Raw genomic sequence first — 12,450 nt, 5'->3', positions numbered from 1 at the left:
TCAGTCCCCGGCCGCCGCCTCCAGCATCGACCGGGGCACGCCGACGCTCTCGTACCGCACGTTGCCCTCCGGCACCATCCAGCTCGCCACCCGGACGACGAGCTGGCCGGCGCGTACCGCCGGGTCGTTGGTGTAGAGCTCGCGGGCCTCCTCCGCGGCGATCGGGAGCACCGCGAGACCGCGCAGCGTCGGGTCGTCCGGGTCCAGGAACGGCCCGGTGGCGAGGACCAGCCCCTGCTCCACCAGCCCCGCCTGGTGGGCCAGGTGGGCGTTCTGCAGCCGGTCGGCGGCGTCCCGGGGCAGCTCCGGCGCATCCGCCGGCCGGGACAGAAGCACCACGGTGTGCTGGTCGAATCGCATGAACCCAGCGAATACCTCCTCGCCGTTCGCCAGGCGCACTTTCCCGGAAAGAGTGGCCATCCGACGTCGGACAGCCGCTCTTTCCGTGAGAACGCGCGCCTGGCAGGCGGGGTGGGGTGGGTCAGGCGGCGGTGGACCAGAGGGAGCGGAAGGCGGCGGCCTCGCCGGCCAGCCAGCGTTCGACCTGTTCGGGCTTGACGGTGGGGGGCATGCGGTGGGACTCGCCGCGGCGGACGTCGACCAGGACCGGTTCGGCGTGCGGCAGCACCGCGTCCATGTGGCGGGCCATCAGGTGCAGGGTGGCCAGGGTGGCCTCCTCGCTCGGCGGGGCCTCGTCGAAGTGCAGCCGGACCGCCTCGGCGCGGCCGTCGGCGTGCCGGACACCGAAGTGCGGGTTGATCTTGACGGGCAGGTCGCCGAGCATGGCGAGGGCGTCACGGGTCTGGGCCAGGTCGACGCCGGCCGGCTCGCCCAGCGACTCCAGCCAGGTCGTGGCGCCCGGGACGAGCGCCTGGTAGAGCGGGCGCCAGCGGGGCTTGACCAGATCGGCGACCTGCGCCAGGTGGGTGCCGCCGGTGTGGAAGGCGACGTCGGCCTTGAGGGCCTTGACGAACTGGCCGTGCGGGTTGAAGCCGTGCCGGCTGGCCCGCTGCTTGCGCAGCCCGCCGACGAAGGTGGCCTTGGTCGGCCCGGTGCGATCGACATACCGGGTGAAGCCCAGGAGCGTGGCGTAGGGGGTGAGCGGGGTGGCGGAGGTGGGCGCGGTCACGAGCGTCCTCCCAGGTCAAGAACTCGATTAGTACATACATTCTAATCGACGGGCCTGACATCGCCCAGGGTACGAAAGGGGCCGCCCGGACACTCCGGACGGCCCCTTCAGAACAAAATCTCAGAGCTGGCCGACGTCCGTGATCCGGATGACGGCGGCGCCCGCCTCGTCGCTGGCGGCGAGGTCCACCTCGGCGCTGATGCCCCAGTCGTGGTCGCCCTCGGGGTCGTCCAGGATCTGCCGCACCGTCCACCGGTCCCGACCCTGCTCGATCATCAGCAGCGCCGGCCCACGCGCGTCCGGCCCCACCCCGATCCCGTCGTACGACTCGAAGTAGGGCTCCAGCGCCTCGGCCCAGGCGTCGGTGTCCCAGCCCGACGCGGAGTCCAGCTCGCCGAGGTCGTACCAGCGGCGCAGGGCGGCCAGCTCGACCCGGCGGAACAGCGCGTTGCGCACCAGCACCCGGAAGGCGCGGGTGTTGCGGGTCACCGCCGCCGGACGGTCGTCCAGCGAGTTGGCGACCTCGGCGACGTCGGACGGGTTGCGCAGCCGCTCCCACTCGTCGATCAGGCTGGAGTCGACCTGGCGGACCAGCTCACCCAGCCACTCGATGAGGTCGACCAGCTCCTCGGTCTTGGCGTCCTCGGGGACGGTCTGCCGCAGCGTCTTGTACGCGTCGGCGAGGTAGCGCAGGACGAGCCCCTCGGAGCGGGTGAGGGAGTAGAACTGCACGTACTCGGTGAAGGTCATCGCCCGCTCGTACATGTCCCGGACGACCGACTTGGGGGAGAGCTCGTGGTCGGCGACCCACGGGTGACCCTGCCGGTACATCTCGTACGCGGCCCCCAGCAGCTCGGCCAGGGGCTTGGGCCAGGTCACCTCGTCGAGCAGCTCGATCCGGGCCTCGTACTCGATGCCCTCGGCCTTCATCGCGGCGACCGCCTCGCCGCGGGCCTTGAACTGCTGGGCGGAGAGCACCTGGCGCGGGTCGTCGAGGATCGACTCGATCACCGAGAGCACGTCCAGGGCGTACGACGGGGAGTCGACGTCGAGCAGCTCGATCGCGGCCAGCGCCAGCGGGGAGAGCGGCTGGTTGAGCGCGAAGTCGAGCTGGAGGTCGACGGTGAGCCGGACCCGCCGGCCCGCCTCGTCGGGCTGGTCGAGCTGCTCGACCACCCCGCCGGCGCGCAGCGCCCGGTAGATGGCGATGGCCCGGCGGATGTGCCGGCGCTGGGCGGCGGCGTCCTCGTGGTTGTCGGTGAGCAGGTGCCGCATCGCGGTGAACGCGTCACCGGGGCGACCGATGACGTTGAGCAGCATCGAGTGGCTGACCTGGAAGCTGGACGTCAGCGGCTCCGGCTCGGCCTCGACCAGGCGCTGGAAGGTCGGCTCGCCCCAGCCGATCGAGCCCTCCGGCGGCTTCTTCTTGACCACCTTGCGGCGCTTCTTCGGGTCGTCGCCGGCCTTGGCCAGGGCCTTCTCGTTCTCGATCACGTGCTCGGGGGCCTGCACCACGACCCGGCCGAGGGTGTCGTAGCCGGCCCGTCCGGCCCGGCCGGCGATCTGGTGGAACTCGCGGGCCTTGAGCAGCCGGGTGCGCACCCCGTCGTACTTGGACAGGCCGGTGAAGAGCACGGTGCGGATCGGCACGTTGATTCCGACGCCGAGGGTGTCGGTGCCGCAGATGACCTTGAGCAGCCCGGCCTGGGCCAGGGTCTCCACCAGGCGGCGGTACTTGGGCAGCATGCCGGCGTGGTGCACGCCGATGCCGTGCCGGACCAGCCGGGACAGCGTCTTGCCGAAGCCGGAGGTGAACCGGAAGTTCCCGATCGCCTGGGCGATCATGTCCTTCTCGGCGCGCGTGCAGACGTTGACGCTCATCAGCGCCTGGGCCCGTTCCAGCGCGGCGGCCTGGGTGAAGTGCACGACGTAGACCGGCGCCTGCTTGGTCTCCAGCAGCTCCTCGAGGGTCTCGTGCATCGGCGTGGTCGCGTACGAGAAGAGGAGCGGGACCGGCCGCTCGGCCGAGCGCACGACGGCGGTCTGCCGGCCGGTACGCCGGGACAGGTCGTCGACGAACCGGGTGGTGTCGCCGAGGGTGGCCGACATCAGCACGAACTGCGCCTGCGGCAGCTCGATGATCGGCACCTGCCAGGCCCAGCCCCGGTCCGGCTCGGCGTAGAAGTGGAACTCGTCCATGACCACCTGGCCGACGTCGGCCTTCGCGCCCTCGCGCAGCGCGAGGTTGGCCAGGATCTCGGCGGTGCAGCAGATGATCGGGGCGTCGGCGTTGACGCTGGCGTCGCCGGTGAGCATGCCGACGTTCTCGGCGCCGAAGACCTCGCAGAGGGCGAAGAACTTCTCCGAGACCAGGGCCTTGATCGGGGCGGTGTAGAAGGTGGTCCGGTCGTCGGCCAGGGCGGCGAAGTGGGCGGCGATCGCGACCAGGCTCTTGCCCGAGCCGGTCGGCGTATTCATGATCACGTTGGCGCCGGAGACGATCTCGATGACCGCCTCCTCCTGGTGGGGATAGAGGTCGAGGCCGCGCTCCTTCGCCCAACCGGCGAACGCGTCGAAGAGGGTGTCGGGGTCGGCGCGTCGAGGCAGCGCGGCAGTGAGCGTCATAGCGCCCCCATCGTGCCTGGGACACGGCCCCACCCGCCAACCGGGCCTCCCCGGCGGCACGGGAGGGGTCAGGGGTGCCGGTGGTGGATCAGGTCGAAGATCGGCCGGCCGGCGGTGAGGGCGCGGCGCTCGAACTTGGTGACCGGACGGTGGGCCGGGCGGGGCGCGAAGCCGTCGTGCGCGTCGACCAGGCCGGGGTCGGCGGCCAGGGTCTCCCGCATCGACTCGGCGTACTCGGCCCAGTCGGTCGCGCAGTGCAGCGTCCCGCCGAGCGCGAGGCGCGAGCGCAGCAGCGCCACATGGCTGGGCTGGATCAGCCGCCGCTTGTGGTGCCGGGACTTCGGCCAGGGGTCGGGGAAGAAGACGTGTACCGCGTCCAGCGAGCCCTCGGGCAGGGCGCGGACCAAATCCAGCGCGTCCCCCCGGGCGATCCGGACGTTGCCCAGCCGGTGCCGGTCGACCACGTCGAGCAGGTTGGCGAGGCCCGGGGTGTGCACCTCGACCGCCAGGTAGTCGCGGTCCGGGTCGGCGGTGGCCATCGCGGCGGTGGCGTCGCCCATCCCGGAGCCGATCTCCAGCACCACCGGGGCGCGGCGACCGAAGAACGCCGTCGGGTCGACCGGGCCGTCGAGGTCGGCGATGTCGATCCCGTACGCCGGCCAGAGCCGTTCCAGCGCGTCCGTCTGGCGGTCGCTCATCCGGCCGCGCCGGGGGTGGAAGGTGCGGATCGGGGCGGCCGGGCCGGCGGGGTTCAGGTCGGTGGTGGTCACAGCGACCCGAGCGTACGCGACGGTTCCGGCGTATCGGATGTGATGTACGCCCGGGGGTGAGACGATTCATCCCGTACGGCAGGTCGGTGCTTTGCCGCCCCGGCGCTGCCCGTCGGCGCCGAAGGGGGGCAGGGGTGTCGGTCACGCTCCAGCGCACCGCGCTGGCCGTCGCGTTCGGTGTGTTCGCTCCGGCGCTGGCCGGCGCGAGTGCCGCCCTGGCCGCCGGGGGTACCGCCCCGGCCGCCGCCCCGCGCGCCCTGGCACCGGCCCCCAGCCCGCCGGACAGCCAGCCGTCCCCCGCCGACGTGGTCTTCGTGGAGGTCACCCCGAGCACCGTCGAGGCCGGCTTCCTGGTCGGCATCCGGGCCAGCTGCCGGGACAACTCGGTCCCGGCGACCGTCGTCTCGGACGCCTTCGGGCGGATCCAGGTGCAGCCGCAGCGTGGGGAGTTGACCGCGTCGCCGATGGTCCGGGAGCGCACCCGCCCCGGCAACTACCGGGTCAAGCTGGAGTGCCCGAACGGCACGACCGCCTCGACGATGCTCCAGGTGGTCAAGGCGATGAAGCCCAGCCCCGGCCCGCACACCGGCTTCGGCGGTGCCGCCGGTGGCCCGGACCTCACCGGCCTGCTCGTCCCGGGCGGCCTCGCGCTGACCATCGGCGGCGCGGTCGTCGGCATCGTGGCGGCCCGCCGGCCCCGTGGCGCCGCCGGGCGCTGACCATGCTGCCGCCGCCCGCCTCGGCACCCACCCGACGTGACCCCACGCCCGGACGCCGCCCCTGGTCGGTGCCGCTGGCCGTGGTGCTGGTGCTGGTGGGTGTCTTCGCCACCGGCGCCGGGCTGGGCAGCACGGTCGGGCCGTTCGACTGGGCCGCGTCGCCGCAGCGCCCCGCCGAGCAGGCGGGGAGAAAAGAGCCGGCGAGTCGGCCGGTACGCCTCGCCGTCCCGGCGATCAAGGTGGCCGCCCCGGTCGCCCCGGTCGGCCAGGCCCGGGACGGCTCGATCGACGTACCGCCGCTGAACCGGCACGACGAGACCGGCTGGTACGACCGCGGACCGACCCCGGGCGAGCCCGGACGGGCGATCATCGTCGGGCACGTGGACTCCAAGAAGGGCCCGGCGGTCTTCTATGACCTGCGCAAACTCAAGCCGGGTGACCGGGTCGAGGTGACCCGGGACGACCGGCGGGTGGTGGTCTTCCGGGTCGACTCGGTCGAGTACTTCAGCAAGGCCAGCCTGCCGGCCGACCGGGTCTACGGCGACTCGGGCGAGCCGGCGCTCCGCCTGATCACCTGCGGGGGGCAGTGGATCGGCGGAAAGACCGGCTACGCCGACAACGTCATCGCCTTCGCCTCGCTGGCGGAGACCCGGGAGCCCTGACCGCCGACGGGCGGTCGCTCAGCCCTTGCCGGTCACCTGCTGTACGACCTCGAACTCCAGCAGCGTGGCCCCGGAGGCCACCGGCCGGCGCTGCTCGCCACCCTCGCCCCCGGCGTGCGCGGCGCGCGACGGCCCGGCCGCCCACGCCTGGTAGGCCTCCTCCGTCTCCCAAGCCGAGGAAACCTACGGACGTACCATGGTGGGCATGGTCGACACCACGAAGCCCCAGGTCACCGAAGACGCGTGCCTGTACTGCCGAGTCAGCAAAGCCGACAAACGGCAGAAGCGCTCAGTGCCTCAGCAGGAAGCCGAAGGTAGGGCAGTAGCCAGGCACAACGACTGGCACCTACCGGATTCCGCAGTGTTCGTAGAAACCAAGGCAATCTCAGCTAGTCGGTTCACCAATGCGCCTCGTCCGAAGTACGACGAGACGATTGCCTACCTCAAGACGAACAGGCCCAAGGTTCTTATCTTGTGGGAGGTGTCTCGGTACAACCGCAAGCTCGGTGGTGGTGTCACCCTTCTCGACCTGTGCCGAGACTTGGGCATCAAGATTCACGTGGTGTCGCTTCACCGAACCTTTGACCCGAGTGTTCAACACGAACGGGAAGCGCTGGTTCACGAATTCTTGGCTGCCGAACGAGAGTCCGAGCAAATCAGCCTGCGGACCAAACGTGATGCCTTTCACTCCGCAGAAGCCGGTAAGCCCAACGGTCTAACCCCTTACGGCTACGTGCGTGAGTACAGCTCGACCAGGGAGCTTCTACGCCAGGTGCCCAAGCCAGAACAATCCGAGGTTGTCACCGAGGCTTATGAGCGGTTCCGCATGAGCGAGAACCTGTCGAGCATTGTGAAGGAATTCAACTCTCGCCAGATTCCGTCACCCAACGGTAAGGCTTGGACGATTGTGAAGCTTCGCAAGATTCTCACGAACCCCGCTTACATGGGGAAGCGTTCACACCGAGGAACGCTCTACAAAGCGGTATGGCCTGCCATCGTCACCGAGGAAGTCTGGCAAGACTGCAATGACAAGCTGACCAACCCTGCCAGGCGTACTAATCACCAAGGCACGAAGGCTCGGCATCTGCTGACTTCCCTCATGCCTTGTTCGGTCTGTGGAGGTCAGTCAAAGGCTGCCATCAACAACGGGTATCGGGTCTACATGTGCCGAGACAAGCACTGTGCCTCGGTGCCGATTGAGGAAGCGAACGCCTACGTAGAAGCCCAGATTCGGGCACGTCTCATCACGGTTAGCCTCAACCCCGACTCTGAGAACTCCGCAGATCGTGAGAAGGCTCTTGGTCAGGCTGCCACCATTCAAACTCGCCTGGACGAGATTGAGGAAGCCCTAGCGGACCCTAACGCCTCTGCGGTTGCCATCCTGACCAAGACCTACGACCGGCTAACCAAAGAGCGTGACGAGCTTTTGAGCCAGGCTACGAACGTCCGCAAGTCGCCAATCGTGGGTTACCTCAGTAGCAACCCTGAGAAGTGGGATGACCTGACTCTTTCTCAGAAGCGTGAGTTCATCGCCTCTGGCACCCTCGTTGATTACATCGAGTTGGTTCCGCACGGTAAGAGCTTTACCCGCAAGCCTATTGAGGAACGGGTAGAAATCCACTGGACCGAGACTCGCCTCTCGGCTGACCCACACGCCTGAAACCCCGAAAAGCCCGCAGCCTTATTGGGTTGTGGGCTTTTTGCTGTCTAGCCTTGGTCACCTCGCCGCTCGGGCACGTTCGTGTGCACGCTCTTGCGTCCCTAAAGGAACGCAAGGAATCGTGCACCCACGTGCGTGTAGGCGTGTACCCCTCCGTGCACCTATGCGTGCACCCTCTGACCTGCGGTTTTGTAATCCGCGTGTACCTACCGTGCACTGAAACGGACAAACCATAGCGTGTAGTGACAGCGTGCACCCCAGCAATCAGCGTGCATCTATCTAGAGCAGTTATCGGCTAAACCATATAGTCCTCCGTTCTCCCCATGGTCGAAGCGTTTGCACACCGGCTACGGTTGTTGCAACGCCAAGGGAGGTGAGGACAACATGGTTAGCCCAACGATGGCTTTTCGCATTAGGCCAGACCTGAAGCAGCGGATTAAGCAGATTGCTCGCCGAGATAATACGACTTCCAGCGAAGTCATTAACCAGATGATTCTTATGGCAATCGACGCACGCGAGGCTTGGACGCCGCCACCAGCCCCAGGCGTACCGAAGCTGGAACTTCGCTAGGTTCTCAAACTCTTATTAGCAACAGCCAAACGAACGGATTAACGATGAAAGCTCGTAGCCCACCTGACCAATAAATCAAGCGCCACGACTCCCAGCAGAGATGCGTGACGCTTGATTGACCGAGCTAGGAGAATCGTACCTGATGGGCAGCGTCCCGAACCAGTTCATTGACACCGTTTTTGGAAACGAATCCGGCACTATGTGGTTGGCGAGAATTGATAAGCAAGCGCCACCACAACATAAGTTCCGACAGTTTCCGTTCATATGGCCAAGTGCCAAGTCACGAGTATTAGCCCAGATTCGCACGTGGGCTGACTCCTGCGATGTCTACTTCTGTCCTCACCTGTTCAACGGTGAACGGCAAAAGTCGTCCGTAGTCGAGTACGTAACGTGCGCTTGGGCAGACCTCGACGGTTGCGACCCGAGCTTATTGCAGGTTCGGCCAACCCTGACTTGGTGCACAAGCCCAGGTCGACACCAAGCGGTTTGGGTCTTCGAACGGCCGATACCCGCTTTGGAGGCCAGCCACATAAGCAAGCGGATTGCCTACTTTCACGCGGACCAGGGCTGCGACAAGTCGGGACACGACATCACGCAGCTTCTACGGGTTCCTGGCAGCCGTAATCACAAGTACCCAGACCTACCCAGCATCGAGGTTGTGCAGGCCACTAGAAGGCTTCTGAGGCCACAAGACTTTGACTGCTACCCAGACGTTGAGCGGACCAACAATGAGGTCGGCGCAATCGAGGGTTTCCCTAAGCCTGAGGATGTCTATTACGCAGACTTGCCGTACCTCGTGGTTCAGGTCTTCGAAGCAGGCCAGCCGTACTACCGGCAAGCCCCAATTAGGGGTCAGTACGACAGGTCACTTATGGTCCTGGACCTCATCAACGTCTGCCGACGTGAGGGTTTGACCAAAGGCGAGACAGCTTCTCTGCTAGAAGAGTTTCCGCCGTTCCTCGGCCGAATCAATGACGATGGGGTTGGTTGGCTGGTCAAGGCCAGGCTTTTTGCCAAGGTTGACCAGGACCACCCACACGAGGGAAGTCGCTGTGTCGACGCTGGTTGCAATAAGTCCAGCGACTTTGACCGCTCGATGCTGATAAGGCTCGGGTGATGTCGTGCCTATCAACTATGAGCTTCCGCCAGAAGAGCAAGAGAAGCGCATCAAGTTCGAAGTTGAAAAGCTCCGAATTCGCGCCGAGGCAAAGCGTCGGTTCGGCATCGAGCAGACCAGCGGCCAGGACATCACCGAAGACGACTTTCTGTCATGTGGTGACCTCTTCGACTTGCCTGACGAGACTCCTGCGGTTTGGGGAAAAGGCTCCGAGGTCTTAATGGCCGAAGGTGAATCCCTCATGATTGCTGGTCCGACAGGTGTTGGTAAGACCACTGTGGCTGGTCAGTTGATCCGAGGTCGGCTAGGTCTTGACTCTGAGTTCCTAGGGTTACCGATTAAGTCCAGCGACCAAAACGTTCTATGGCTCATGATGGACCGTCCGCAGCAGATCATGCGGTCAATCAAGAGGCAGTTCAGCCCTTCTGAACGCGACCTGATTAGCCAAAAGCTCAAGAGGTGGATCGGTCCGCCACCAGTCGACTTCGCACTAGACAAAGACGTAATCGTCAGGATGGCTAAGAAGGCAAACGCAGACTTCGTAGTAGTCGACTCGGTAAAAGACGCTGCCCTAGGACTAGCCAAAGACGAGGTGGGCGCGGCCTACAACCGAACCAGGCAACGAGCTTTGGCAGAAGGCATCCAACTCCTAGAGCTTCACCACACAAAGAAGACAGGTGCCAACGGTGATCCTCCAAACAACTTGGAGGGAATCTACGGTTCAGGGTTCCTCACCAATGGTGCTGGTTCAGTAATCCTGATTTGGGGTGAAGCCGGCGACCCAATCGTTGAGTTCAAACACCTCAAACAACCCGCCGACATTGTTGGTCAGGGCTGGAAACTTCACCATGACCCTGAATCTGGCAAGACCGTAGTAGGTGGCACGGTCAACCTCCTAGAGCTTGTCAACTCATCGGTCAACGGCATAACCGCGCTGGATGGCGCTAAGGCCATGTTCGAAACGGCGAAGCCCACCAGTGCCCAAAAGGAGAAGGCTCGTCGAATACTCAACAAGCTGGAATCCGAAGGCAGGGTATTTGCCAGCGAGCCGACCAACAAGACCGAAGCTGTCCGCTATCAGAAGTTGATTGTGAAGGGGTTGACCAAGTGAAGTCACCGCAGTTTCCGGTAACGGAATGGTGGGTTAAAGGCAATTATCGGGGTCACGGTCGGCATACCCACAACGCCAATACTCTCGACAGCTTCGTTGCCTTCGGCTTCATCAAGAGTTGGAGCCATCGAGCCGACCAAGTGAAGAAGCCCGATGGAACGAGCTTCAGCGAAGAACACTGGCTTCTTACTGATGATGACGGCAACACAAGAGACTACAAGACTCGACAAGTCGAGACGCTAATCGAGAACTTCTGTGATCAGCACGGCATCGTTTGGCGACCGGTGGTTTATGTGACTACACCGAATCAGCAGAGGATGGTTTATGACGAAGTTCTAGCTTGGATGCGTGACAGACAACGGTATGTGTGCGGAAAGGTCTACTGAACGGAGCAACGGACTATGAAGAGGCAGTATGCAGTATCCATACCCGAGCTAGGAGGTAGCCGGCCATGACCGGTAATCAGCACATCACGGTAGCCCGAACACTCATCGAGTCGGGAAGGCACCAGGAGGCACAAACCGAGGTTCTTCTCTCGATGGCAGACGGCATCGAAGACCTCAACGGCCGAGTAATTCAGCTAGAGGAAACGGTCATCTTCCAGCTTTCCTCGCTGGCTGAACGAGTAGAGAAGTGCCTGATGATGCCAAACCGCGAAGCTCACCGAGCCGAATTACTAGAGGCCGCGGAGCAAGATCAGAGAGGCGCCGCAGCATGATTTGGTACGAGCTAGAGAAGCAAGTCTTCGGACTGACAGACAGAGAACTTGCCGACAAGCTGATTCACGAAGGTGCGACCTCGCTTATGTACCTTCGTGCCTTGGACTACTTAGGCGAGGTCGACGTTCGGCCAATCGCACGAAAAGAACTCGACGTACTAGGAGCACTCTTCGAACGAGCTAGCCGAGAGCTAGGGGAGTAGCAGTGTTAGCTGATTTACTCGACGCGCAGAACAAAGTAACAGCCACTTTCGATGCTGACCCTACTTGCGGCGAAGACTTCTGCGATTCGTGCGGAGATTGCTTGCGCTGCTACCCAGACGACTACTGCCCTAGCGGCTTTCATGTCTGGGTCATCTACGACTACCGGCTAGACGGATTCAAGAGAAACCATCCTGAGGCGGAGCCTTATCGTCCACTAGGAAGGATGTAGTGGTGAGCTTCCTCAGCGATTTTTGGTACGGCTTCACTCATCCTGGTGAGGTCATCAGGGAAGAGCTAATGAGGCTAGGAGGTGTTCACCGATTACGCCGAAGCCAAGGTGTTCGAAGCGTCGACACAAGACCTACAAGGCAGCCCAGCTACACGCGAAGCTACTAAAGCTCAAAGAGGAAGACTGGTTTAGCAACATCCACGTATACAGGTGTCCCGACTGCAACTTCTGGCATGTAGGCCACCGACACAAACTCAAGTAGCAACGTGGAAAACCTGGGAAGTGGCCGATTACGGCGTGCATCGGCCCACCCGATTTAATCGGCTGGTACCTCGGGCACGGGAGCAACGTAAATCCCTTTGCCCTGCCGCCCGTAGACCAGGCCGCGATCATGCAACAGGCCAAACGCTCGGTTGACAGTTGCCCACGAGACATGGTGCGTATCTGCCAGTTCCGAAGTAGAAGGCAGCTTATCGTGGGGTTTCAGCTCACCTGACCGAATCCTCTTCGTGATCTCATCCGCGATCACTCGGTACTGAGCTTGTTCGTAGGGCACCTCCGCAGTCTAGATCAGCAGCAACCACAAGATCACACATATGTCAAGGTATGACTTAAGTCAGAGTAGGACGTAGCTTCGAAGGCGAAGGCGAAACCCGAGGAAGGGCAGGATCATGAGTAGGCATCAACCCAAACGCTGGTTCTGGCAAATCTGGCTCTGTAAGCCACTAGGACAGCCTCGCTGTGCCTGTGGGTGGCGTACCTACTGGTCCTGCCCCTACCTCTTCGGTACGCCAGCCTGCGTGTCTCGTGTGGCTCTGTACCGGGCCGGAGGTCGCAGTGCCGATCGATGAGCCAGTCTCCAAGGCAGACGAGCTGTTCGCCGCGATGAGGATTCTGGAAGTTCACTGGACCAGGGCACTAGACAACCCGTGGCGA

12 protein-coding genes and 1 pseudogene are annotated in these 12,450 nt (G+C 63.8%); 8 read left to right on the top strand and 5 right to left on the bottom strand.

Going from position 1 to position 12,450, the window contains the following annotated elements:
- From V6U81_RS04485 to trmB, 4 genes are all read right to left on the bottom strand, one after another.
- The gene (locus tag V6U81_RS04485) at positions 1–360 is read right to left on the bottom strand and encodes a YciI family protein (protein ID WP_334484711.1); all 360 of its coding nucleotides are present in this window, start codon (positions 358–360) and stop codon (positions 1–3) included.
- A gap of 121 nt (positions 361–481) precedes the next feature.
- Positions 482–1,129, bottom strand: a complete 648-nt coding sequence (locus V6U81_RS04480) for a hypothetical protein (RefSeq protein WP_334484709.1) — start codon at positions 1,127–1,129, stop codon at positions 482–484.
- 120 nt (positions 1,130–1,249) lie between these two features.
- Positions 1,250–3,754: a DEAD/DEAH box helicase gene (locus V6U81_RS04475; RefSeq protein WP_334484707.1), complete on the bottom strand. Its 2,505-nt coding sequence runs from the start codon at positions 3,752–3,754 to the stop codon at positions 1,250–1,252.
- A 68-nt stretch (positions 3,755–3,822) separates the two neighbouring features.
- The gene (trmB, locus tag V6U81_RS04470) at positions 3,823–4,524 is read right to left on the bottom strand and encodes a tRNA (guanosine(46)-N7)-methyltransferase TrmB (protein ID WP_334484705.1); all 702 of its coding nucleotides are present in this window, start codon (positions 4,522–4,524) and stop codon (positions 3,823–3,825) included.
- Positions 4,525–4,658: 134 nt separating this feature from the next.
- Here trmB and V6U81_RS04465 point away from each other — a divergent pair, with 134 nt between their 5' ends.
- The 8 genes and pseudogenes from V6U81_RS04465 to V6U81_RS04430 all read left to right on the top strand — a co-directional run bounded on the left by V6U81_RS04465 (position 4,659) and on the right by V6U81_RS04430 (position 11,081).
- The gene (locus V6U81_RS04465) at positions 4,659–5,243 is read left to right on the top strand and encodes a hypothetical protein (protein ID WP_420883966.1); all 585 of its coding nucleotides are present in this window, start codon (positions 4,659–4,661) and stop codon (positions 5,241–5,243) included.
- A 2-nt stretch (positions 5,244–5,245) separates the two neighbouring features.
- Positions 5,246–5,905 carry a class F sortase gene (locus V6U81_RS04460; RefSeq protein WP_334484703.1) on the top strand — a complete coding sequence of 220 codons (660 nt, stop codon included), beginning with the start codon at positions 5,246–5,248 and terminating at the stop codon, positions 5,903–5,905.
- A 205-nt stretch (positions 5,906–6,110) separates the two neighbouring features.
- Entirely contained in the window at positions 6,111–7,565 is a 1,455-nt protein-coding gene (locus V6U81_RS04450; protein WP_334484701.1) for a recombinase family protein, read from the top strand.
- A 712-nt stretch (positions 7,566–8,277) separates the two neighbouring features.
- Positions 8,278–8,754: pseudogene (locus tag V6U81_RS29110) on the top strand (hypothetical protein); the annotation flags it as partial.
- A gap of 39 nt (positions 8,755–8,793) precedes the next feature.
- Complete coding sequence (locus tag V6U81_RS29105; RefSeq protein WP_420883970.1) at positions 8,794–9,252, top strand: hypothetical protein; 459 nt, start codon at positions 8,794–8,796, stop codon at positions 9,250–9,252.
- A gap of 4 nt (positions 9,253–9,256) precedes the next feature.
- Positions 9,257–10,363, top strand: a complete 1,107-nt coding sequence (locus tag V6U81_RS04440) for an AAA family ATPase (RefSeq protein ID WP_334484699.1) — start codon at positions 9,257–9,259, stop codon at positions 10,361–10,363.
- A complete protein-coding gene (locus V6U81_RS04435; protein WP_334484698.1) occupies positions 10,360–10,749 on the top strand; it encodes a hypothetical protein in 390 nt (129 codons plus the stop codon). The genes V6U81_RS04440 and V6U81_RS04435 overlap by 4 nt, the downstream gene beginning before the upstream one ends.
- Before the next feature lie 65 nt (positions 10,750–10,814).
- Positions 10,815–11,081, top strand: a complete 267-nt coding sequence (locus tag V6U81_RS04430) for a hypothetical protein (RefSeq protein ID WP_334484697.1) — start codon at positions 10,815–10,817, stop codon at positions 11,079–11,081.
- Between the two features lie 749 nt (positions 11,082–11,830).
- Here V6U81_RS04430 and V6U81_RS04425 read toward each other — a convergent pair.
- The gene (locus V6U81_RS04425; RefSeq protein ID WP_334484808.1) at positions 11,831–12,043 is read right to left on the bottom strand and encodes a winged helix-turn-helix domain-containing protein; all 213 of its coding nucleotides are present in this window, start codon (positions 12,041–12,043) and stop codon (positions 11,831–11,833) included.
- Positions 12,044–12,450 lie beyond the last annotated feature (407 nt).

The sequence above is a fragment of the Micromonospora lacuserhaii genome (genome assembly GCF_036902735.1).
GTDB lineage: Bacteria > Actinomycetota > Actinomycetes > Mycobacteriales > Micromonosporaceae > Micromonospora.
The sequence above is the reverse complement of the archived record's forward strand: the minus strand, read 5'-3'. Positions and strand labels throughout refer to the sequence as shown.